Here is a 20,430-nt window from a genome sequence, read left to right as displayed (position 1 = left end):
GGCTCTTATCTCAACGCGGCCCCTTACCGCGCGCCAGATGCTCAATATCAAGCATCAGCAATGAGATGTTTAATCTAGATTCACTCCAGAAGTGATCACCACCCTGTCTACAGAGCCAGATGTGAAGGATGATGAGTAGAATTATCGCTATCATCGAAGGCATTGCGTCCTGATGTATTCCTGAAGCGTTCTCAGTGCTGTTTGGTCGCGGATAATTCCGTCCCGGACACCGAGAACGTTTCGTCCAGCAACTGGAGAGAGTTCGACGGTGGCATCATTGCCCATGCCGGAGGCGCCGGAGGTTTCGGCTGAGGATGGCGCAGGGCATTTTCCTTTGACGAGCACCCGACCACCATTATCAAGCTTGCGCCGAAGAGCATCATTTTCAGCTTTCGCATCAGCTAACTCCTTCGTGTATTTAGCATCGAGCGCATCAGCATCACGCTGGCGCTGCTGCATGTCAGTAATGGTGGCAGTCGCCTGCTTCAGCTCACTGACTTTTTTATCGCGCTGCTCTTTGTAGGCGATTGCATTATCACGGTAATGATTAACCGCCCATGACAGGCAGACGATGATGCAGATAACCAGAGCGGAGATAATCGCGGCTACTCTGCTCATTGCTGCCCCCACAAACAGACTTCACGCTCAATCTCACGGCGAGTCATCAGCCCTTTCCATTGCTTACCGCCAGCGTATGTCCAGCGACGTAGCTGGTCACATGCGCCCTTGATATCGCCCTGGTTGATTTTGCGAAGAAGCGTCGATGTTCTGAAATTGCCTGCGCCCACGTTATAGACGAACGAATAAAGAGCGCCGCGCGTTGTTTCCGGTATATCGACTTTGATGTACGGGTTAATTTGTCTGGCGACCGTGGCAAGGTCTTTATTCAGGAGGGCTTTGCATTCTGCTTCGGTATACGTTTTACCGAGCATGATGTCTTTTCCGGTGTGGCCATAACACACAGTCAACACACCAACTACGTCCTTATATGGTTTGTATCTGACACCCTCCAGACCATCGTTACCACCGGGGCCAGTGATTAACACAGATGCTATGGCAATAGCCCCGCCACTTATCGCCGCTATTACGCTATTTCGTAGTGCCGGTGACATTGCCATTCAATCTGTCCTCACGCTCTTTGCGTTTGTAGTACCAGTTGATGCCAAATGTGCCGACAGTACAAAGAATACCAATGATTACAGCCCAGTCATTCAGGGAGAGAATGCCACCCATCGCAGTCAGTCCTCCGAAGCTGTAACTGAACCATTCTCTGATTTTGTCCATACGGTACATGCTCTACCCCTTCATTGAGGGGATTTGCTCTATTTAATTAGGAATAAGGTCGATTACTGATAGAACAAATCCAGGCTACTGTGTTTAGTAATCAGATTTGTTCGTGACCGATATGCACGGGCAAAACGGCAGGGGGTTGTTAGCGCAACCTCCTGCCACCCGCTTTCACGAAGATCATGTGTAGAAGGCCGCAGCATAACTATCACTGATGAATTCAGGATAGCCAGTGGCTACGGCTCAGTTTGGGTTGTGCTGTTGCTGGGCGGCGATGACGCCTGTACGCATTTGGTGATCCGGTTCTGCTTCCGGCATTCGCTTAATTCAGCACAACGGAAAGAGCATTTATGGCTCGCATCGCGGGAAAAATCCCACGGTAGAGAGTCGAACTCTACAAATACTCTTACCTGTTGTGCGCTCCGTTTCGTGGAGCTAACGGCGACGCTAGTACCGGTCTATGCGTCGCACCCTTGAGGGATTTACTAAGGCGACATGCCCGTTGTTACCCACTCAATTGGACCCTCCCCGTCGCCATCTGGGTCTAGTCAGGAATCGAACCTGCCGAGGGTACGTTTGAATGGGTGCCCATTATTAATCACACCGGGCCAGTGCGCCGAATTTGGTAGCGGGGAGTCGGAAGACCCCGTGATTTTGGTTTCTTAGGCCGCCATCAACATCAAATCATCGTTTGCATTTATCTTTGTGGTCAGTTTCTAAAAACCCGCAAAGTCGCCAACTCTGACGAAAACTATCGTTGTGCTGCCACAACGATAAGAGCACTCGGTGCATTTAAGCCAAGCCCCATAAGGGAGAATGCTCTTACCTGTTGCACAGATATAAAAAATCCCGAAACCGTTATGCAGGCTCTAACTATTACCTGCGAACTGTTTCGGGATTGCATTTTGCAGACCTCTCAGCCCGCGATGGTTGGAGTTCCAGACGATACGTCGAAGTGACCAACTAGGCGGAATCGGTAGTAAGCGCCGCCTCTTTTTATCTCACTACCACAACGAGCGAATTAACCCATCGTTGGGTCAAATTTACCCAACTTTATTCAAAAAGTCAATATCATGCCGTTAATATGTTGCCATCCGTGGCAATCATGCTGCTAACGTGTGACCGCATTCAAAATGTTGTCTGCGATTGACTCTTCCTTGTGGCATTGCACCACCAGAGCGTCATACAGCGGCTTAACAGTGCGTGACCAGGTGGGTTGGGTAAGGTTTGGGATTAGCATCGTCACAGCGCGATATGCGGCGCTTGCAGGCATCCTTGAATAACCGACACCTTTGCATCTTCCGCACTCTTTCTCAACAACTCTCCCCCACTGCTCTGTTTTTGCTATATCAACCGCGCGGCCTGTACCGTGGCAATCTCTGCATCTTGCCCCCGGCGTCGCGGCACTACGGCAATAATCCGCATAAGCGAATGTTGCGAGCACTTGCAGTACCTTTGCCTTAGTATTTCCTTCAAGCTTTGCCACACCACGGTATTTCCCCGATACCTTGTGTGCAAATTGCATCAGATAGTTGATAGCCTTTTGTTTGTCGTTCTGGCTGAGTTCATGCTTACCGCAGAATGCAGCCATTCCGAATCCGGCTTGTGATTGCGCCATCCCCATAGCAGCCATCACATCAGTACCGGAAAGAGAGTCAGAAGCCGTAGCCCGTGGTGAGTCGCTCATCATCGGGCTTTTTGGCGAATGAAATTTAGCTACGCTTTCGAGTCTCATGCGCCTTCTCCCTGTACCTGAATCAATGTGAGGTTTCCGCAGAACACTGCGCCGGTATCGATATACATCTGGTTGGCAAACTTGAGTGGTTTCACTGCTGGCGTATGACCAAAGATGAACGTGTCCGCGCCTTTGATTTCTTTCACGATCCCGTCTTGTGAGTTGCTGATTCGTTCGCGGTTCCAGATTACCTGCTGATGATCAACTGGCTTTCCAAACTCGTATTCGTCACAAGGATAATCGGCGTGGCAGATGACATATTTTTTATCTTTACTCACCAGTTCGATGATTAACGGAAGTTCATCTGCTTTATGGGCAAGAGCTTTAGCCAGAATTTCTTTGTCGTAATCGAGATTAAAGAACCAGCCACCGCCATTAAGCAGCCAGTGATTGACGTTTCCGCGCTCTGATAAGCCATCAATCATCATTTGCTCATGGTTTCCACGTACAGCTCTGAACCAGTGGAATGTGATTAATTCCAGGCATTCAACGTTCTCTGTACCGCGATCGACCAAATCGCCAACCGAGATAAGCAGGTCTTTTTTGGTGTCGAATCCTATCGTCTCCAGTTTTTTCATCAGGTTCGTGTAGCATCCGTGCAGATCGCCAACTACCCAAATATTCCGGTATTTGCTGCCATCAATTCTTTCGTAATAGCGCATCTCTTTCACTCCATCCGCGATGAACCATGAGAACGTCGTTGACGATGGCGTGCATTTTCCCGTCTTTATCATCAACGTATTTTCTGACCGTACCGCGACTACATTTCAGTCTGCGTGCTACTTCTGTCTGGTTTCCGTATGCTTCAACGAGCATGTCTGGAATGGTTTTTACTGAGAACGTCATGCGGCCTCACTTCTGCTATTTCGTAGGTCTTTGAGTTTCTGTTGGTACTCTGCCTTGATCGCCTTGCACTCTTCGATAGTCCAGCGATGGCGGTTATGGTTTGATTCGATTTCGTCTACTGCTTCCTGCCCGATGCGGCTAATCAGTTCGACGCGATACGGAACGAGATTTCCGCTTTTGTGCTGGTTGCACACCACGCATTGCTTGTGAATATTGCGTTCATCAAATCGGAGTTGAGGTGCCGCAGCAGTTGTCCGGTAATGCCCGGCATCCCACTGAGCAGACGTGAGCGTTCCGCACGAGATACATGGTAAGTCGCGGTCTCTTTCTCTGATGAAGGCGTTTACGGCTTGTTGGGCTTGTTTAATCCAGTAACTGCGGGGCTTTAAGGCGAGTTTTCGAATCTTCAGTTTATCTTTCTGTTTTTGCTCCTCTCGTCGTCGTTTCTTCTCTGCTGCTTTTTCTGCTTTTTCGCGCTCTTTGCTTCGTCGTTCGAGTGCTATCTTTGTTCCACAAATCTCATTACACCAATATTGATTTTGATATTTTGGTATAAACCATTCATTGCAACATTTACATTTCCTTCGATAGATTCGCATAAGTGCTCCTTTCGTTGCCGGAAAAATCACCGTAATACTTATCTCGGGCTTCTTCAGCAACTAGTACCGCTAACTCCAGATCATCAAAGCATCCGAAGTGTTTACTCTTGCCATGGAAACCTAGCCTAACATTCCATTTTTTCTGTCGTTTGTGCCAAGTAACTCCTCTGCAACCTGATTTGCTATTCTTTCGGATCCTTATATTTCTTGAATTTTCTATTGGCAGGCATTCTCTTAAATTTTCTGGCCTATTGTCGGTCCTAATTCCATTAACGTGGTCAATTTGACCAGCAGGCCAACGATTATGAGTTATGTAAAAAACTAAGACGTGAGTTTTATATCTACGCCCATCTATCATGATCATTGAATAACCGTTGGAATCAAAAGTTCCAGCAACACTATTTAATGCTATCCTTCCCTGAGTGGGAACTTTCCATCTAAATACCCCGGTAGATTTATCGAAACTTAGTAACTCAAATATCCTTTTAACAGTTAAATCTTCTCTTTTACGGTTACATCGTCTTCGCGCTGGTTTAGCCATCGTCTTCTTCCTCGTACATTGAGCTATTCGGATCGCTCATCAGTTCTGCGCAGCAGTGCTCACACATGTGAACTTCCAGCACATGCAGCTTCTGACCGCAGTTAGCGCACGTTAAAGCCCGCTCGACGCTTTCTTTCTGGTATTGAATGGATTGTGATGGGCTAAGCATTATTGGCGTCCTGCATCATGAGAAAGACAATCATGGCGGCGCGGAGAGGTCTGGTATCAAATATTGGGCTTACGCCTTTTGCATCCACACACCATTCAGTTAACTGGTCTAAGATAGAAATCCTGTATTTCTCAATAATCGGCCATGAAGCGCTCGGATCATTGCAGTAGTCAGGCAAATGATTTAATGGCTCAAAAGTTGTATCAGCATTTCCGTAATACCATTTGTTGGTGTTATTCCCTGATGTTTCCGGTTTACATGCCCAAAGGCCTTTAAAAATTATGTCTCCTACCATTCTGTTAATTTCAAAATCACTTAACTGTGAATAATCCATTGTCATTTCCTCGCGCGTTCTCTAAGCCACCGGATATCCCACAGGTGAGCCGTGTAATTGAAGGTTTTTACGTCAGATTCTTTTGGGATTGGCTTGCGTTTATTTCTGGAGCGCTTCGTTGGAAGGTATTTGCAGTTTTCGCAGATGATGTCGGTGATACTTCGTCGCTGTCGTCTCATGCTGCCCTCCTGACGCCCTGCCCGATCGCCATCAATGCCGCTTTGGATACGGTAGTAAACATCCGTCGAGGACTGATGAACGGTCGCCAAATCAGCAGCATGGAACCTTTGCTGTTTCCCTTCTTCTCCAGCCCTGTCGATGGTTCGATAAAATTAATCCGTCCATCAGTGATAATGCGAACTTCGTCGACACTCTCCAGAGCCTTGCTGAACCATCCGACAGACATATCCTCTGGCACAAGCATCACTACCGTCTGTCGCTGTTGTATGCTCTGCTCAGCGGCTTTTTCCACCCACGGCCTGATATTGCTGTACGGTGGGTTATTCCAGATTGCACCGTGGCTTATCCACTCAGAATTTAGCGCGTCGTCAGCCTCAGTTAGCCAGTGAGCACACAGAGCATTTTTGTCGCTCGCTGCCGAATCCAGCCAGAATCCAAACTCAATATCCAGTGCATCAAAAAGCCAGAGCGGCGTTTGCCAGCAGTCCTTGTCGTGTGCTGGCGTATTTGATTTGATAGTCACTCTACTTGCCTCTCCTTTAGATCCCGGTACTCGCAATTATCAGGAATGGTTAGTCGTAATCCCTTCTGATGCGCCCACTGGTCAATATCGGTCAGATATTTGTGCATATCTCCAATATCAAGCTGACGTGTTGATTTAACGCATCGTGTAATATTAAAAATCGTCACCCTTTTAGCCGGACAAAATATATCTTTCAGCCACTCATGAACCTCTTCAGGCGTGAAGTTTTCAGCAGAAGCAGCAGATAACTGTGCGGCTATTTCTGCATTCCACATCCACAGCAGATTGTTTTGTGACAATGTACGCTTCTCACGGTACTCAGATATTTTGATTCGCCAGCGTTTGCCGGTAGAGAGGATTTGTTTCAGAACTAACCAGAATTGTGATTTATTGGTTTCGTGCAGAATGAAATCATTCATCATCAGTCATCAAATCTAATTGCTGGATAATTCTGTCACACTGAAAATCAGTATCGATTTTAACCAACCGGCGAAGAACGCGGTCACGCGGATAGATCCGTGGCTTAGGGGCGTTTTTCTGTCTCTCGCCAGTCGGAAGTCTGGAAGCAGACCAGTACCGCTTTGCACGACCAATGTTCTCCTGAAAGTCGGCGCAGACAAGCTCAGTCATCGAACTCATTTCTTAAAGCCTCCAATTACTCTCCCCCAAATAAAAAAGCCTGCGATTACCTGCAGGCCTGTTATTAGCTCAGTGATGTAGATGGTCATCAGAATCCTCCTTTCTTCTTGGACTGCGGTTCCTCGCGTTCACGGCGGCGCATTTCAGCAGACTGTTGGTCTGTGTCATAAATAGCGCCATTTGCCTGAATGCAATACACCGTGCCGGTATTGCCATGACGATTGAGGCGAAGGATTAGTTCGGTTTCACCAGGAGGAACGCTGTCATCAAAAGCGCCTTCACGATGGATCCCCACCCAATAATCGCAATCCTGTTCAATCTGCCCTGTATCGCGCGAGTCACTTGGTAATGGGCGTTTATTGGTTCGGCTTTCCAATGCGCGGTTAAGCTGTGTCAGAAGCACAACAACGCAATCAAGCTCTTTGGCAAGGTTCTTCAATCCTTTGGTGATCATGCCGTAAGCAAGGTCGTTGCGATCGGCCTTCTCAGCGGTCATTAGTGTCAGGTAATCGACCAGAATCATGCCAACACATCCCTTTTCTCGCTTGATTCGACGGCTTTCGCTGACGATTTGAGCCAGAGACAATCCCGGCGTGTCGTCGATGTAAAGCAGGTCGATTTCACTCAAGCGATTGGCTGTTTCGATCGCCCTGTTGAAGTCACCATCGTAATCACCCTGATAGCCGTCATCAGCGTCATTTGTTGCCGGAAGGTAAAAAATATTCGGGTTAACACCTGACTTCTGCCCTACCAGTTTTTCCAGTATCTGGTCACCTGGCATTTCAAGGCTGAACATCAGGGCAGGTTTTTTCTCATGCACTGCGCAGTTGATTGCCATCTGGCTGTATAGCGTCGTTTTCCCCATCTTAGGGCGAGCGCCAATGACGAACAGAGAGCCTTTCACCAGACCTTTCGGTGACAGCAACCTGTCCAGCGATGAGATCCCTGTGCTCATTCCTCGTTGTTCGCCTGATGGGTCAAATCGCTTCTCAAGGTCGCTGACCCAATCTTCCATAACCTCACCAAATGAGCGAAGGCCGCGACGCGATCCGGTTTTTGCATGGTCTGTCAGTTGCGTGAAAATCGCCTGAATAGCTTCGTACTTCTGCGTTGCAGTCATCCCGTTGCGGGAATAGAGCAATTCCGTCGCTTCAGTCATGCGGTTGATGGCGTAGCGTTCCATTGCTGTTTCGCGAACCCGCATTGCATAGGCAACGACGTTTGCTGCGCTTGGCGTGTTCTTTGCGATCTCAGCGATATAAGCAAAACCACCAACAGAAACCGTTAACGATTTGCGCTCAAGTTCATCGAAAAGCGTCAGGCCATCTACTGGCTTTTGCTCCCGGTGCATTCGGGTTATTTCTTCAAAAAGGATTTTGTGTGGTCGGCTGTAAAATGAATCAGGCTTCAGTATCGCCAGAACTTTCTGGACGCGCTCACTGCTGTCATCATCCAGAAGCAATCCACCAATCACCGCCTGCTCCGCCTCGATGCTATGTGGCGGCGCGTAAAAATTATCGGTCATCGTGCTCTCCCTCGCGGACTTTCAGGTAAGTATTATCGTTAAGCAGGAAATCAAATCCCTTTTTGTGCCAGACTGTTCCACGCTGATGGTTCGGACGCTCTTCGAACATCCATCGGCAATTTTCGCCTACGTAGCTCAAATAATTTCTCCAGTCCTGCATCGTGAACCCATGCCCGTCAAGTTGGCGTGTTATCACTCCGGCTTTTCGCCAGAAAGTTCGGATCTGGTTTTTACGTTTGTCATTCAGTGCGCGAACCCTGGAAGCTTCAGGAAGTAATTCGTGGTAAGCATCGACAACATCCTGACAACTGAGAGCTGATTTTTTCTTGTCAGGATTTTCGTCTGCTGCGGTACTCTCTAATACGTTAGTATTAGAGATATTATTTATATTATTGTTTATGGACAATCGTTGGACATCCGTTGGACAACATTTGCTGTGAGCCGCGTCATTACTGGTGTTTGCGTTGGACATCCGTTGGACATCCGTTGGACAATTTTTTGACTGAAAATCGTCATATTTAACGATTGTAAACAGGCTAAATTTCTTCCCCATCGAGCAAATATTAAGCATCCCTTTCGACTCAAAAGTCCGTAATAAGCTCCGAACTTTGTTGTCGGGGATGAATGTTTCTCTGACCAGCGACGGGCGTCCAGTTATCATCTGACCGCGATCAACAGTTATCGGACCGATATCCGTATTGACGACAGTAGATTCGTGATTAGCCTTGAGGATTAAGTGAAGCCAAAGATGTACTGCCTGAGAGTCCTTATAGAGCCTGCTGTCCATAAACTGGCGGTGTATAGAGACATACCCCATACTGGATGCCTCCTGATGTTGTACAGGGTTATGCCTGTAATCAGCTAACTTAACGACGCCCATGTTTCACTCCTGCTTTGGCTAGTCTGTAAACACCAACAAGGCGCTCTGCGAACGCCCTGTTATTTGCTGCGGCTACCACTAATCCCTCAGGTGAATCAGGGTGTCGAATCTCTTCTTTTTCCTGGTATTTCTTACGACGTTTTGTCATAATTACTCCTGTGGATTGATCCAGTAATTCCCTCAGAATTGCATATCAATTTGCTTAAAATCCTCGGTGGCGGCCGGGGATTTTTTCTTTGTGATTTCATCAAGCGCATACTTAAAAGCCCTGCTAATCGGACTGATGTCTGATGCCATTCCGAAAGCACACAAGACCGAAGCAATAAATCTCCAGTCCGTTCTGCTTATCTTCGATTCATGACAGCCAATCATCTTTGCCAGACCGCGCTGGGTAAGCGTTGACAGGTTGATGAGTAAATCTGTTTCTGCGCGATCAACGTCGCGCTGTGATAGTTTGCTGTAACTTGTTTGTTCCATTTCTTACTATTTCCATAGGTAAATAATTTGGTTTTTTATTGTGCACCATTGACAGTCATCCATGACCACGCCGGGCACCCGACCGTATACCGGGCCGTTCGGTATAAAAATTTGCTTTATTAAGCTGCTTTGTTCGGATTGGGGAACAAAGCGGATAAATCAGGGCGAATCAGGTATGCAGGGACGCTTCCATTGGTAGCCATTTCAATGCGCTTGGCATTTTCAGCGGATACCCTTTTCTTCCCATGCAACCAAGCCCATACAGACGGCTGCTTAACACCGCAGGCATCAGCTAACTTTTGCTGACTTCCTACTGAGTCAATAGCCGCTTTAATAGCCTTGTTGACCATAAAAATAACTCCTGCTGAATTCACAATCAGAATAATAGCCAAAGCTATTCAGAAAGTAAATAGCTTTAGGTATTTGACTAATAATAGCTGTAGCTATAGGTTGTCCGAATGAAACTAGATACTTTTTCTCAAAGGCTTACATACGCGATGGATCAGGCTGGGTTTACTCAGGCTTCACTTGGCAATGCTGTTGGCATGTCTCAGCCAAGCGTCTGGAAACTTACGTCTGGAAAAACACGCAATACGCGCAAACTTTTTGAAATATCAAAAGTGCTTGGAGTTCGTACGGAATGGCTTTCCGATGGAACTGGGCCAATGCGTGATGAGGGAGTTGAACCTTATAATCCAAAATCTTCTATTCCTCATGAAAGCACGTGGGGATATTTGGACCCATGGGATGGAGGAACGCCTTTAAGAGGTGATGAAGTTGAAATTCCCTACCTTAAAGATATTGAGTTTGCATGCGGGGATGGTCGGGTGATTGATGAAGATCACAACGGCTTTATGTTGCGCTTCTCCAAATCAACCCTTCGCAGAGTTGGCGCGAACAGTGATGGAAGCGGGGTTGTTTGTTTTCCGGCTCGTGGCAACAGCATGGAGCCAAACATTCCTGATGGAACAACAGTTGCTGTTAACACCAACGATAAGAAAATAGTTGACGGAAAGATTTACGCCATTAACGAGAACGGTTGGAAACGCATTAAGATTCTCTTTCGATCAGGGCCTGACAAGGTAAGCATTAGAAGCTTTAACTCACTGGAATACCCACAAGAAGAAAAGAATCTAAGCGATATCGAGATCATCGGAAGAATCTTCTGGTGGTCTGTAGTTGACTACTAACCTCATCACGCCACAACAAACCCGCTTTTTGCGGGTTTTTTATTGCCCAAAAAACACCAAATCTCACATACAAGAAAAATAAATTACATTAGATATCAACAACTAAATAACCAAAGGAGTTATTTTATAACTATAGCTATTTACAGCAATAATAGCTTTGGATATAGTTAAGCCATGTCGAACGGCGCGACATTAAACCATGCGTCGGGAGCGCGGCGGGTTCAGGATGAACGGCAATGCTGCTCACTACAAAAGAACATTTCCATAACCGGAGGGTTATTGAAGTGTTTTTGTTAGGAGGTTTAAGTGGATCTTACTCAAGCGTCTGTAAGGGAGATTCTTTATTACAATCCTGTGAGTGGTGACTTTTATTGGAAGCCGAGAGCAAAGCATTTGTTTGCGGATAACAGAGCTGCCTTGACGTGGAACAAGAAGTATCCAGGTAAAAAGGCTGGCTCACCTGACAACAAGGGTTATCTGAGAATAAATATTGGAGGTAAAAAATTTAAGTCTCACAGACTTGCATGGCTTTACGTGCATGGCTACTGGCCTGATGTGATTGATCACATAAACGGCGTTAAGGATGACAACAGAATCTCCAATTTAAGAAGCGTTTCTTTCAAAGAGAATATGAAAAACATGCCTTTAAAATCATCTTCATCAACTGGAGTTACAGGTGTTGAAGAAAGAAAAGAGCATGGGTTTTATGTTGCATCGATAACTGTGGATGGAAAACGAAAATACCTAGGCTCATTCAAACTTTTAGATGATGCCAAACAAGCAAGGAAAGAAGCCAATGCACTATATGGCTTTCATGAAAATCATGGACGGAGCCAGTAAACGTGTTTCAAGAGCCATTTCGCTTGCAGGAACGCGTTAGAAGGAAGTTGAAGGTGGTGCTGTGTGCCTGCCAAACGTAGCCATTTACGCGGCAGGCTACCGGAAATCAAAACAACTGACGGCGAGGTAATTATGGGGCAGGAAGAAAAATATGAGCTTAAAAAGATCATTGAAGAAGACGCCATAGAAGAAATTGCAGCATTAACAACAGCTATAAAGAATATTAGGTATGCGCTAAATACGCTTATCTCCTCATGCGACAAAAATAGCAGGGAATTTTTGATACTTGGCGCAGCTCTAGGAATAGTTGATGCGGCAACGCTTCACCTAATTACTCATGACGATATTCTTATTGAGCCGTATGAAACATTACTGCTTGTCAGGCAAAAGATGGCTGATGCCGCAGCAAATGGAGACCTTCAACTTTACATCGACTTAAGGAAAGTATTAAGGCGAATGGTCAGAACTGAAGGAGATATCCCCCTGACAAAATAAGGGGGTGAGAGGATTTTACTATTTTTCTCGCTGTAGGGGTACACGAGAACCACCGAGCCTGATGTGGTTAAAAGACAGGCACAATCTTTACTACCGCAAGCCACGCAGTGAAATGGGTGTGACTTGTGTTGGTCGCCAGAAGCAACGCGGAAAATCAATTCCAGCTTATTACGATTGAGGTGGTCATGCTCAAGAAAGTCAAACGCCGACTTTACAAAGAAGGTAGATATTCATGCCAGTTGCCAAAATGCGACACAACAAAATGGAGTGTCGATGATTGGTGTAACTGGATAGATAGATACGGAACTTGGTGGGATAAATAACAGGTAACTTAAGCGTATTTACTTCCGCAGCAAACCACTTATTTGAGGTTAGATATGACAAAATCATGGAGCGTACCTTTTCCTGAATCAGAAACTGAACATGAGGGAATGCCTGTTTTCTGGAGATTCCAGGCGACAGTTGAAGAAGATGGGATCAAAATATTCGCACTTCAATATATAGCTTTTCATCAGACAGAGCATTATGCATGGTTGGTTCCTGCGCATTGGATTGTTCATTTTAAACCAGCACCAAATCAGTGGTTACAGGAATGGAAACAAAGGATAAATAGATATGCAATTAAGAAAGTAGCAAAAAATGCAGAAAGATCTTTTGCATTCCCAACGAAGAAACTTGCCATTGAAAGTTTATTGCGCCGGAAGAAATACCATTTAATGAGAATCAAACAAGATTTAGCTGTTGTATCAACTCTTGTTGATGGGATGAAGAATATTGATACATCAACACCAGATATTGAATATAACTTTGGACACAACCAAGAAACAGAAAATTGGGTATTTTATTAGTACGAGTAAGCACTGTGTATTCATTCCAGTGAGTGAATACACGGAGCAATATCGCTCGTAACCGAATGAGGACGAAGGCTCGTTCTGGTTATTGGAGAATCATCCCTTGATGTTATTTGCCGCTCTATATGGGCGGCATTCTTTTTACCTGGAGGAAATATGAAATTACGTGTCTGGCATATCCCGCAAGTTCCTATGAAGCCATTCATTGTAGAAGTAGCAAGTGTTGAAGAGGGTGTGCGAGTGATGGATACACTGGCTGATTATGACGCATTTCAGTATGACAACAACATCAAACCTGATTACTGCAACGCTAACGGCCTTGAGATGTGGGATGAGAGCCTTACTGACCAGGATTTGGAAGAAATGGAGCTTACGGATCGCTGGGTGGATTGGTATAGCGAATGCCAGTGTTACGACGACCCGCGTGAATATATCGAAAGCCTGAAAGAAGAAACAACAGCCGACGCCTGAGTGCGGCTGTTTTATCGCATATCCACAGCGCTTCATATCGAGGCGTTTTAGCTATGCCAATAAATGAAAATGGAGAATCCCACGATGACATTTGCTATCGCGGGCGGTGCCGTCATGGGTATCGCACACCTTAATGAATCACTTTTAGAGCGTATCACCAGAAAATTACGGGCCGGATGGAAACGTCTGGTCGATATCCTGAATCAACCAGGAGTGCCGTGTAATGGATAAATCACTTATGGCTATTCAGTCTAAATTCGCAATTGCTGTTTATCTTGGTGACAAAATAATGTATCGCGAAGCTGTAGAAGCCTTTCGCGAATGGAGGTTGAAATGATACCAGTGGATTTAGCAAGGACACCGGAGTTGAGCAGGTTAAAACGTCAGTATCACCTGACAGAGGCAATGTACTGGCGCAAGTCAGGTAATAAATCGATGAAACGAAATTGCCTTTCATTAGCCAAAAACGAGCGAATAAACAAAGGTGAATTTCTGGCTAATCCTTCCGAATTACCATTCTGAGGTGAATTATGGATTTGAATAAATTCGACGACCCATTCAGTCCTGAAGATATCGAATGGCGAATACAGCAAAGCGGTAAAACACGCGATGGCAAAGTGTGGGCTATGGTGCTGGCTTATGTCACGAACAGGGCAATCATGAAACGCCTTGACGATGTTTGCGGCAAAGCAGGATGGCGCAATGAATACCGCGATATTCCCAACAACGGCGGCGTTGAATGCGGAATATCAATCAAGATTGATTCCGAATGGGTCACCAAATGGGATGCTGCTGAAAACACGCAGGTAGAAGCCGTCAAAGGTGGTCGTTCCGGTGCAATGAAGCGCGCTGCCGTTCAGTGGGGAATCGGTCGGTATCTGTATAACCTTGAGGAAGGTTTCGCACAAACATCACTCGATAAAAAGCAGGGATGGCACAGGGCAAAACTGAAGGATGGAACAGGATTTTACTGGCTCCCTCCATCGCTGCCGGACTGGGCCATGCCAGCATCAGGCAATCAACCATCACCAGAAAATACCAACCAGAAATCACCATCGTTTGACTGCGAACAAATCCTGAAAGACTTCAGAGATTATGCAGCAACAGAAACTGACAAGAAAAAGCTAATTGAGAGATATCAGCATGACTGGCAATTATTGGCTGGTCACGATGATGCGCAGACAAAATGCGTTCAGGTAATGAACATCAGAGTTAACGAACTAAAACAGGCGGCATAAATGGCTAGTAGAGGCGTAAATAAGGTGATCATCTTAGGCCGGGTCGGACAAGACCCGGAGGTTCGTTATTCACCATCAGGGACGGCGTTCGCTAACCTGACAGTCGCTACATCAGAGCAGTGGCGAGATAAACAGACTGGCGAACAAAAGGAGCTAACTGAATGGCATCGCGTAGCGGTTGTCGGAAAGCTTGCTGAGGTAGTAAGTCAGTATGTCAAAAAAGGCGATCAGGTTTACTTCGAAGGGATGCTACGCACTCGGAAATGGCAAGACCAGTCAGGCCAAGACCGCTACACCACGGAAGTCCACGTTGGCATTAATGGCGTGATGCAGATGCTAGGCGGCACTGGTGACAGCAAACAGCAAGCAGCCAGTAAGCAGCCGCGGAAACATCAGCAATCAGCGCCCCAACACAGCGAACCGCCGATGAACTTTGATGACTCAGACATTCCTTTTTAGGAGTAAGCATGAAGACCTGTTCCAGATGCAATCAGCAGAAGGAAGAAAGGGACTTTCAAATAAGAAGAGCATCCAATGATGGATTAACTGCCGCATGCCGTGTTTGCCTTGCTGAGTACGACAAAGAGCGCGCGGGATTGCCACATCGAGTATCGGCCAGGAGGGATTATCAATCCTCAGATCGCGGTAGAGAACGATGTAACGCAGCCAAAAAGCGGTTTATTAAGCGCAACCCATGGAAAAGAAAAGCCCACATAATCGTGGGCAATTTTTTGCGCGATGGGAAGCTAACTCGACCATCACGGTGCGAGTGCTGCGGATCCGAATGTAAACCTCAGGCTCACCACTGCGACTACGGTAAGCCTACCGATGTGATGTGGCTATGCAAATCCTGTCATGTCGAATGGCATAAACATAACAAACCAATCTATCCGGACGAGGCACCAGTAACTCTCCCCTTCCCTCGTCACGCTATTCACGCAATTTAAGGACTTACATGAATCATTTAATGGTTGACCTTGAAACAATGGGCAACGGGCCATACGCGCCCGTTATTTCGATTGGGGCAGTATTCTTTGATCTGAAAACTGGAGAAACAGGAGAAGACTTCTCGGTTAATATCTCGCTCGAGTCATCAATGCGATACCGGGCGCGTCCTGATGCTTCAACCATTTTATGGTGGATGGAACAGGGAGAAGATGCCAGAAAATCGCTAACCAATGACACTCAAGAGCTTTCAACGGCTCTTTCATGGTTATCAGACTTTATCGCAAAGCACGCCAACCCTAAATTCGCTCAGGTTTGGGGAAATGGCGCATCATTTGACTGTGTGATTCTACGAAATAGTTATGCTCTGGCCGGGCACCAAGCGCCCTGGCAGTGGTGGAATGACCGCGACGTCAGAACCATCGTCGAGCTTGGAAAGGCAATTGTGTTCGACCCTAAACGAGATATGCCATTCGAAGGAACTCGACACAACGCGCTTGATGATGCCATTCACCAAGCCAAATACGTTTCAGCAATCTGGAAAAAGTTAGCTAAATAATCACCAGGTGAAAACATGCCAGCGCCTATGTATGGTGCGAATGACCCGCGCCGCTGTTCCGGCAATTCCGTCTCGGAGGTGCTGGATAAATTCAGAAAAAACTACGACCTGATAATGTCGCTACCGCAGGAAACGAAAGAGGAAAAGGAATTTCGCCATTGTATATGGCTTGCAGAGAAAGAAGAGCGCGAACGAATTTACCAGACATCCATCCGGCCATTCCGCAAAGCCACTTACACCCAATTCATTGAAATAGACCAGCGCCTTAAAAATTACCGTTCGCGTTACGGCGCTATCAGCAATAACTGAGGAATTCATCATGAGAGGTTTGTCCTACGACCCCGGAATCCTTCCATCGGAAATGATTATTCGACACCGCTTCAAGCCCATTAACGATATTCCACGCGAAGAAATGCTGGCGAGAAAGAGTTTTCCATCAGTGAATGAAAACAAATATCTGAATGCAATGTTTCGGAGTGGGAAGAAATGAAAGAAGTGAAAATATACACGATTGTCAGTGACCAGTTATCACCACCAATAACAGGAGAATCATTCTGTACTGATATGGTGCGTCATAGTGATTATGCGGAGCTTGAGGCTAAATACGCGGTGTTAACGGTGGATAACGATAAAGCAATGGAGTCACTTAAGCAGGCTGATGCAGTTGTTAAGTTGGCACACGAGAAGTTTTCGGCGCTGGCCGCGGAGAATGAGACGCTGAAATACCAAGAGCCAAAGCTGGCAGCGATGATGTCATGCCTTGATGCGTTCTATGCTGACGAGGGCGTGCCGGAACGAGCCATGATGGCCGCCTATAACATTCTTCGCAAGTCGGTAGGCACCCCAGCCACCGACGCGTTTCTGGCTGAGGTGCGGGCTAAGGCTCACAAGGAAGGCGCTTACTTTGTTGCTAACCGAATGCTGGCCGCATGGGATGCAGGATTTATCGACGACACAGCAAAGAACGCTGCGGACATCGCACGAATGATACTGACCTCCACAGAATTTATGGCTGATGCGCCGGAAGGCGATTTTGATCGCTCATTCGCCGATGGCGTTCTCGAAGGTATCGCCGCCCAGCTTCGCAAAGGAGTGCAGTCATGATTACGGGAACCTCAAATTACGACGAAGTGCCGACGATACCCTGCAAAATCTGCGGCGGTTATTTCAAAGCCGATGATCCAGAAAATCACAAATGCGAGGAGGCAGCTCAATGAGCAACCGAATTCGCAATGCTCAGGTATTCGACGCGCGCACCGGTGAGTACCCGGTTTATATGTACATTCACTGGATCATTGGTGGTGAACTTGATTTTGATGCCAATTATCAACGCGGGTATGTCTGGGGGCATGAAGAGCAGCAGGCATTCTTAAACGCAGTTATTTCTGGTTTTCCTATCGGCTCAGTGGCGCTGGCAAAGGCACCTGACTGGTGTTCGCGTGAACTTCCTTACATAGAAGTTGTTGACGGTAAGCAGCGTCTCACCACTTTGAAAAAATTCATCACCAATGAGATTCCAATCATCCTAGCTGATGGTCCGCTTTACTGGCGAGACATGACTCGTGCGGAGCAATTGGCATTTGGGCGTCGTCCACTCCCAGCAGTTGTGCTGGATGAGGTGACGTACAAGGATCGCTTGGCTTATTTCATGGTGGTGAACTTTACTGGCGTTCCGCAAAGCGAAGAGCACAAGCGACACGTAATGCAACTAATGGAGGCTGCCCAATGAGCAACATCGACAAACAGGCGCTACGAGAGCGCTATTCACCAAAACCTGTACCTGAATGCCACATTTGCGGCAAAGAAATGACAATACAGCGCATGTCTGCCAGTCGAATTACCTATGGCTGCACGGGCGCGACCTACGACGATAAAGGTTGCCACTACGCAGAAGGCCGCAGTATCGCAGATGACCATTATGAACAGTCTCGCGTCACTGTCGTCGATGTGAGCGACCCGGATGTGCTGGCGCTGCTGGATGAGAATATTCAACTCCAGCGGGAAAAAGACGCAACAGAGGCCGTAGCACTTGCGCTGCGTGATGATATGCGGGATGCGCGCGAAAAGTTGGAAGCCGCAGAACGCCGTATAGCAGAACTGGAGGCGCGGAAGGTCAACCTGTCAAAACTCAGCGTTGGAGAAGTCATGTACGTGAGCGGATTCAGCCGGGATTATGCCGAGGGTTGGTGTGCTGGTAATGACAATGCGATACACGAAATACGCACCGCTGGCATCAAGGTTAAGGGGGAGTGAAATGACAAAAATATTCCGGAAGAGTTATCCACGTCAAAGTAGGTTTAAAGAGGCTCTATTTTTCCTTCTCTTTCTTATTTTAATGGTTCCAATATCACCGATATTCTTCATCTGGTTAGCAGGCGTACAGGCAGAAAAAATAGCCGAGTGGTATAGCTCCATCGTATGGTGGCCATTTAACAAACTGCACAACAAATTAAATCCGTACAGGGAGGACTAACCCATGACCACTATTACCAAAGAACGTATCGAATTATTCATTAAAAGTCCTCTTGAAAACGGGCTTACCCGTGGCGAACAAATGGAGCTGGCGCGTATCGCGCTGGTATCGCTGGACGCTGAGCCTGTAAGCCAGCCTTACAAGTTGCCAGAAGAGAAAGGCGCATCACTACAATTGCGAAATCTCATTCGCAAACGACACGCGGAGTGGTCAGATTCAACGTTCGGTAATGTTGGCCCTGTTGGCCCACTTAAACACCTCTCAAAAGAAGCGTTAGAGGCAGCGGCAGAACCTGGCGACCTCAGTGAGTGGGCTGACATGCAATTCCTGTTATGGGATGCGCAACGCCGCGCCGGTATCAGCGATGGTGAAATCACAGCTGCGATGGAAGAAAAGCTGAAGGTGAATATGGCGCGCCAGTGGCCTGAACCGAAAGACGGCGAGCCGCGGCTACATATCAAAGAGCAGCCGGCGCCGGTAGTGCCAGCGGAAATGCCAAAAGGTCTGGCTGGTCAAATTGTCAGTCTGCTGGCCCACAACATTGGCGATAAATTCCTGGCACAGAAAATATGGTATGCCTGTCGCGCCGCCATGCTCAATGGAGGTAAATCGTGAAAGAGAATCAAATCCGGGAACTGGTAAACGATCTGCGTGATATTGCTGTTGAGTATCACGGCACACAGCAGTTACGTGAACGAATTGCACGCACAGTTCGCGCCGCCTGGCATCATGACTTAGAAAAACCAAACCAACCTGTAAGCCAAACTTACAACTTGCCAGAATTAATCGAAGGCATGGAAGTTTCCATTGATGTAAGCACTTGTGGTGCTGATGCCGGGAATCGCTATTTCGGCACTGTCACCGAGGTATCAGAACTGTACACAGCAAAGAATGGCTACATCCTTCTGGTTCAGGACGCAAAGCCAAATTTCGATGTGAATGGCAACACTCCGGTGCAAAGTCCAATCGATCACGGTTATCGACCAGAGTGCGAATGCTCAGGGTGCAAGGCTACAGCCAGAATATGCGCTGAACTGAACAACGAAGAAGCAGAAATTTTTGCCGATGGTTATAACGCCGCCATGCTTAAAGTTAACAAAAACGCGTCAACTGAATTACCAAATGACGCTAATTTGTCAACCAGTTCTCAGGCTGAACCTGACGACAGCGGCCTGCTTCCATGCCCGTTCTGCGGATCACCGGCTGAACACTACCCTGATGGTGATATGGAAGGTTACATCATCATGTGCGGTAACAAAAATGGAGACTGTAACCTCCAGACATTTGGGTTCACCACTCCGGAGGAGGCAGAGAAGGCGTGGAACACTCGCGCAGCCATTCCTCAGACTGGAAACTTTCGGGAAAACCCAATTTCGTCAACCAACAATTTTCGGAAAATCGCGGATACGTCAACCAACTCTCCGGTAATTCCGGATGGTTACGCACTTGTACCCGTTGAACCAACGGACGAAATGATAGCTGCGGCGATGAACTGCGAAGATGTGCTGTTCAATAGCGATGAGTCATTCTGCGTACAGTTCGGGAATATATACGAGGCCATGCTCGCAGCAGCACCGCAGGAGGTGAAGTGATGGCTAAATCCCCAGCAGAGCGCAACTAACAAACCTCGCAC

At 47.1% G+C, this 20,430-nt stretch carries 38 protein-coding genes and 2 pseudogenes; 21 read left to right on the top strand and 19 right to left on the bottom strand.

Annotation, left to right across the window (positions count from 1 at the left end):
* Positions 1 to 10: 10 nt before the first annotated feature.
* From ACLJQJ_RS02785 to ACLJQJ_RS02695, 19 genes are all read right to left on the bottom strand, one after another.
* A complete protein-coding gene (locus ACLJQJ_RS02785) occupies positions 11 to 163 on the bottom strand; it encodes a hypothetical protein (RefSeq protein ID WP_087450920.1) in 153 nt (50 codons plus the stop codon).
* On the bottom strand, positions 151 to 618 hold the full coding sequence (locus ACLJQJ_RS02780) for a lysis protein (protein ID WP_063814139.1): 468 nt from the start codon (positions 616 to 618) through the stop codon (positions 151 to 153). Before ACLJQJ_RS02780 ends, ACLJQJ_RS02785 begins: the two co-directional genes overlap by 13 nt.
* Positions 615 to 1,112, bottom strand: coding sequence for a lysozyme (locus tag ACLJQJ_RS02775; protein WP_023241523.1), 498 nt, complete (start codon positions 1,110 to 1,112; stop codon positions 615 to 617). The genes ACLJQJ_RS02780 and ACLJQJ_RS02775 overlap by 4 nt, the downstream gene beginning before the upstream one ends.
* Positions 1,090 to 1,293, bottom strand: a complete 204-nt coding sequence (locus tag ACLJQJ_RS02770; RefSeq protein ID WP_000286100.1) for a phage holin family protein — start codon at positions 1,291 to 1,293, stop codon at positions 1,090 to 1,092. The genes ACLJQJ_RS02775 and ACLJQJ_RS02770 overlap by 23 nt, the downstream gene beginning before the upstream one ends.
* Before the next feature lie 1,105 nt (positions 1,294 to 2,398).
* Positions 2,399 to 3,022: an antitermination protein gene (locus ACLJQJ_RS02765; protein WP_001235461.1), complete on the bottom strand. Its 624-nt coding sequence runs from the start codon at positions 3,020 to 3,022 to the stop codon at positions 2,399 to 2,401.
* On the bottom strand, positions 3,019 to 3,684 hold the full coding sequence (locus ACLJQJ_RS02760) for a serine/threonine protein phosphatase (RefSeq protein WP_047578217.1): 666 nt from the start codon (positions 3,682 to 3,684) through the stop codon (positions 3,019 to 3,021). The genes ACLJQJ_RS02765 and ACLJQJ_RS02760 overlap by 4 nt, the downstream gene beginning before the upstream one ends.
* A complete protein-coding gene (locus ACLJQJ_RS02755) occupies positions 3,662 to 3,868 on the bottom strand; it encodes a phage NinH family protein (RefSeq protein ID WP_000144614.1) in 207 nt (68 codons plus the stop codon). Before ACLJQJ_RS02755 ends, ACLJQJ_RS02760 begins: the two co-directional genes overlap by 23 nt.
* On the bottom strand, positions 3,865 to 4,467 hold the full coding sequence (locus ACLJQJ_RS02750) for a recombination protein NinG (RefSeq protein WP_063113110.1): 603 nt from the start codon (positions 4,465 to 4,467) through the stop codon (positions 3,865 to 3,867). Before ACLJQJ_RS02750 ends, ACLJQJ_RS02755 begins: the two co-directional genes overlap by 4 nt.
* Positions 4,442 to 5,008, bottom strand: coding sequence for an HNH endonuclease (locus ACLJQJ_RS02745; RefSeq protein WP_001108084.1), 567 nt, complete (start codon positions 5,006 to 5,008; stop codon positions 4,442 to 4,444). The genes ACLJQJ_RS02750 and ACLJQJ_RS02745 overlap by 26 nt, the downstream gene beginning before the upstream one ends.
* Positions 5,001 to 5,177 carry a protein NinF gene (locus ACLJQJ_RS02740; protein ID WP_042111339.1) on the bottom strand — a complete coding sequence of 59 codons (177 nt, stop codon included), beginning with the start codon at positions 5,175 to 5,177 and terminating at the stop codon, positions 5,001 to 5,003. The genes ACLJQJ_RS02745 and ACLJQJ_RS02740 overlap by 8 nt, the downstream gene beginning before the upstream one ends.
* Complete coding sequence (locus ACLJQJ_RS02735; RefSeq protein WP_063814136.1) at positions 5,170 to 5,511, bottom strand: phage protein NinX family protein; 342 nt, start codon at positions 5,509 to 5,511, stop codon at positions 5,170 to 5,172. Before ACLJQJ_RS02735 ends, ACLJQJ_RS02740 begins: the two co-directional genes overlap by 8 nt.
* 2 nt (positions 5,512 to 5,513) lie before the next feature.
* Positions 5,514 to 5,690: a NinE family protein gene (locus ACLJQJ_RS02730; protein ID WP_001254249.1), complete on the bottom strand. Its 177-nt coding sequence runs from the start codon at positions 5,688 to 5,690 to the stop codon at positions 5,514 to 5,516.
* A complete protein-coding gene (locus tag ACLJQJ_RS02725; protein ID WP_063809524.1) occupies positions 5,687 to 6,214 on the bottom strand; it encodes a phage N-6-adenine-methyltransferase in 528 nt (175 codons plus the stop codon). Before ACLJQJ_RS02725 ends, ACLJQJ_RS02730 begins: the two co-directional genes overlap by 4 nt.
* Positions 6,211 to 6,636, bottom strand: a complete 426-nt coding sequence (locus ACLJQJ_RS02720; protein WP_227533683.1) for a hypothetical protein — start codon at positions 6,634 to 6,636, stop codon at positions 6,211 to 6,213. The genes ACLJQJ_RS02725 and ACLJQJ_RS02720 overlap by 4 nt, the downstream gene beginning before the upstream one ends.
* Positions 6,637 to 6,941: 305 nt before the next feature.
* On the bottom strand, positions 6,942 to 8,378 hold the full coding sequence (locus ACLJQJ_RS02715; protein WP_059056896.1) for a DnaB-like helicase C-terminal domain-containing protein: 1,437 nt from the start codon (positions 8,376 to 8,378) through the stop codon (positions 6,942 to 6,944).
* Positions 8,368 to 9,258 (bottom strand): hypothetical protein, encoded by an 891-nt coding sequence (locus ACLJQJ_RS02710; RefSeq protein WP_063814135.1) that lies wholly within the window; start codon positions 9,256 to 9,258, stop codon positions 8,368 to 8,370. Before ACLJQJ_RS02710 ends, ACLJQJ_RS02715 begins: the two co-directional genes overlap by 11 nt.
* On the bottom strand, positions 9,245 to 9,406 hold the full coding sequence (locus ACLJQJ_RS02705; protein WP_000166961.1) for a hypothetical protein: 162 nt from the start codon (positions 9,404 to 9,406) through the stop codon (positions 9,245 to 9,247). The genes ACLJQJ_RS02710 and ACLJQJ_RS02705 overlap by 14 nt, the downstream gene beginning before the upstream one ends.
* Positions 9,407 to 9,438: 32 nt before the next feature.
* A complete protein-coding gene (locus tag ACLJQJ_RS02700; protein WP_000438527.1) occupies positions 9,439 to 9,735 on the bottom strand; it encodes a CII family transcriptional regulator in 297 nt (98 codons plus the stop codon).
* 119 nt (positions 9,736 to 9,854) lie between these two features.
* Positions 9,855 to 10,127 carry a transcriptional regulator gene (locus tag ACLJQJ_RS02695; RefSeq protein ID WP_372762069.1) on the bottom strand — a complete coding sequence of 91 codons (273 nt, stop codon included), beginning with the start codon at positions 10,125 to 10,127 and terminating at the stop codon, positions 9,855 to 9,857.
* Between the two features lie 66 nt (positions 10,128 to 10,193).
* Between ACLJQJ_RS02695 and ACLJQJ_RS02690 the strand changes: the two genes are divergently transcribed.
* The 21 genes and pseudogenes from ACLJQJ_RS02690 to ACLJQJ_RS02590 all read left to right on the top strand — a co-directional run bounded on the left by ACLJQJ_RS02690 (position 10,194) and on the right by ACLJQJ_RS02590 (position 20,389).
* Positions 10,194 to 10,925, top strand: a complete 732-nt coding sequence (locus ACLJQJ_RS02690) for an XRE family transcriptional regulator (RefSeq protein WP_000762769.1) — start codon at positions 10,194 to 10,196, stop codon at positions 10,923 to 10,925.
* Between the two features lie 306 nt (positions 10,926 to 11,231).
* On the top strand, positions 11,232 to 11,765 hold the full coding sequence (locus tag ACLJQJ_RS02685; protein WP_058676135.1) for an HNH endonuclease: 534 nt from the start codon (positions 11,232 to 11,234) through the stop codon (positions 11,763 to 11,765).
* A gap of 55 nt (positions 11,766 to 11,820) precedes the next feature.
* Positions 11,821 to 11,895 (top strand): annotated as a pseudogene (locus ACLJQJ_RS02680) (regulator); the annotation flags it as partial.
* Positions 11,896 to 11,897: 2 nt separating this feature from the next.
* Positions 11,898 to 12,260 carry a hypothetical protein gene (locus tag ACLJQJ_RS02675; protein WP_063809540.1) on the top strand — a complete coding sequence of 121 codons (363 nt, stop codon included), beginning with the start codon at positions 11,898 to 11,900 and terminating at the stop codon, positions 12,258 to 12,260.
* A 377-nt stretch (positions 12,261 to 12,637) separates the two neighbouring features.
* On the top strand, positions 12,638 to 13,108 hold the full coding sequence (locus ACLJQJ_RS02670; protein WP_108679506.1) for a hypothetical protein: 471 nt from the start codon (positions 12,638 to 12,640) through the stop codon (positions 13,106 to 13,108).
* A 159-nt stretch (positions 13,109 to 13,267) separates the two neighbouring features.
* Positions 13,268 to 13,582 carry a superinfection exclusion protein gene (locus ACLJQJ_RS02665; RefSeq protein WP_108679507.1) on the top strand — a complete coding sequence of 105 codons (315 nt, stop codon included), beginning with the start codon at positions 13,268 to 13,270 and terminating at the stop codon, positions 13,580 to 13,582.
* An 84-nt stretch (positions 13,583 to 13,666) separates the two neighbouring features.
* Positions 13,667 to 13,813: a protease FtsH-inhibitory lysogeny factor CIII gene (locus ACLJQJ_RS02660; protein WP_001541875.1), complete on the top strand. Its 147-nt coding sequence runs from the start codon at positions 13,667 to 13,669 to the stop codon at positions 13,811 to 13,813.
* On the top strand, positions 13,806 to 13,919 hold the full coding sequence (gene kil / locus ACLJQJ_RS02655) for a host cell division inhibitory peptide Kil (protein WP_000361564.1): 114 nt from the start codon (positions 13,806 to 13,808) through the stop codon (positions 13,917 to 13,919). The genes ACLJQJ_RS02660 and kil overlap by 8 nt, the downstream gene beginning before the upstream one ends.
* Positions 13,916 to 14,104 carry a hypothetical protein gene (locus ACLJQJ_RS02650; RefSeq protein WP_001552364.1) on the top strand — a complete coding sequence of 63 codons (189 nt, stop codon included), beginning with the start codon at positions 13,916 to 13,918 and terminating at the stop codon, positions 14,102 to 14,104. Before kil ends, ACLJQJ_RS02650 begins: the two co-directional genes overlap by 4 nt.
* Before the next feature lie 8 nt (positions 14,105 to 14,112).
* A complete protein-coding gene (locus ACLJQJ_RS02645; RefSeq protein ID WP_052862081.1) occupies positions 14,113 to 14,820 on the top strand; it encodes a Rad52/Rad22 family DNA repair protein in 708 nt (235 codons plus the stop codon).
* On the top strand, positions 14,821 to 15,279 hold the full coding sequence (ssb, locus tag ACLJQJ_RS02640; RefSeq protein WP_000168278.1) for a single-stranded DNA-binding protein: 459 nt from the start codon (positions 14,821 to 14,823) through the stop codon (positions 15,277 to 15,279).
* Positions 15,280 to 15,775: 496 nt separating this feature from the next.
* Positions 15,776 to 16,324 carry a 3'-5' exonuclease gene (locus ACLJQJ_RS02635; protein WP_063814184.1) on the top strand — a complete coding sequence of 183 codons (549 nt, stop codon included), beginning with the start codon at positions 15,776 to 15,778 and terminating at the stop codon, positions 16,322 to 16,324.
* Positions 16,325 to 16,339: 15 nt separating this feature from the next.
* Entirely contained in the window at positions 16,340 to 16,633 is a 294-nt protein-coding gene (locus tag ACLJQJ_RS02630) for a phage anti-RecBCD protein (protein WP_063814183.1), read from the top strand.
* 10 nt (positions 16,634 to 16,643) lie between these two features.
* Positions 16,644 to 16,814 carry a DUF2737 family protein gene (locus ACLJQJ_RS02625; protein ID WP_073846338.1) on the top strand — a complete coding sequence of 57 codons (171 nt, stop codon included), beginning with the start codon at positions 16,644 to 16,646 and terminating at the stop codon, positions 16,812 to 16,814.
* Positions 16,811 to 17,428 (top strand): hypothetical protein, encoded by a 618-nt coding sequence (locus tag ACLJQJ_RS02620; protein WP_061583857.1) that lies wholly within the window; start codon positions 16,811 to 16,813, stop codon positions 17,426 to 17,428. The genes ACLJQJ_RS02625 and ACLJQJ_RS02620 overlap by 4 nt, the downstream gene beginning before the upstream one ends.
* A 109-nt stretch (positions 17,429 to 17,537) precedes the next feature.
* On the top strand, positions 17,538 to 18,053 hold the full coding sequence (locus ACLJQJ_RS02615) for a DUF262 domain-containing protein (protein WP_061583858.1): 516 nt from the start codon (positions 17,538 to 17,540) through the stop codon (positions 18,051 to 18,053).
* Positions 18,050 to 18,577, top strand: coding sequence for an ead/Ea22-like family protein (locus ACLJQJ_RS02610; protein ID WP_061586407.1), 528 nt, complete (start codon positions 18,050 to 18,052; stop codon positions 18,575 to 18,577). The genes ACLJQJ_RS02615 and ACLJQJ_RS02610 overlap by 4 nt, the downstream gene beginning before the upstream one ends.
* A 1-nt stretch (position 18,578) precedes the next feature.
* A complete protein-coding gene (locus ACLJQJ_RS02605) occupies positions 18,579 to 18,797 on the top strand; it encodes a DUF4014 family protein (protein ID WP_063814101.1) in 219 nt (72 codons plus the stop codon).
* A 3-nt stretch (positions 18,798 to 18,800) separates the two neighbouring features.
* Positions 18,801 to 19,412 carry a DUF550 domain-containing protein gene (locus ACLJQJ_RS02600; protein WP_077950986.1) on the top strand — a complete coding sequence of 204 codons (612 nt, stop codon included), beginning with the start codon at positions 18,801 to 18,803 and terminating at the stop codon, positions 19,410 to 19,412.
* Positions 19,409 to 19,753 (top strand): annotated as a pseudogene (locus tag ACLJQJ_RS02595) (hypothetical protein); the annotation flags it as partial. The gene ACLJQJ_RS02600 and the pseudogene ACLJQJ_RS02595, both read left to right, overlap by 4 nt.
* A gap of 126 nt (positions 19,754 to 19,879) precedes the next feature.
* Positions 19,880 to 20,389 (top strand): Lar family restriction alleviation protein, encoded by a 510-nt coding sequence (locus tag ACLJQJ_RS02590; RefSeq protein ID WP_223230487.1) that lies wholly within the window; start codon positions 19,880 to 19,882, stop codon positions 20,387 to 20,389.
* Positions 20,390 to 20,430: the final 41 nt, after the last annotated feature.

The sequence above is a fragment of the Salmonella sp. SAL04202 genome, from assembly GCF_046550775.1.
Lineage (GTDB): Bacteria > Pseudomonadota > Gammaproteobacteria > Enterobacterales > Enterobacteriaceae > Salmonella > Salmonella enterica.
This window is presented reverse-complemented; position numbering and strand designations above follow the sequence as displayed.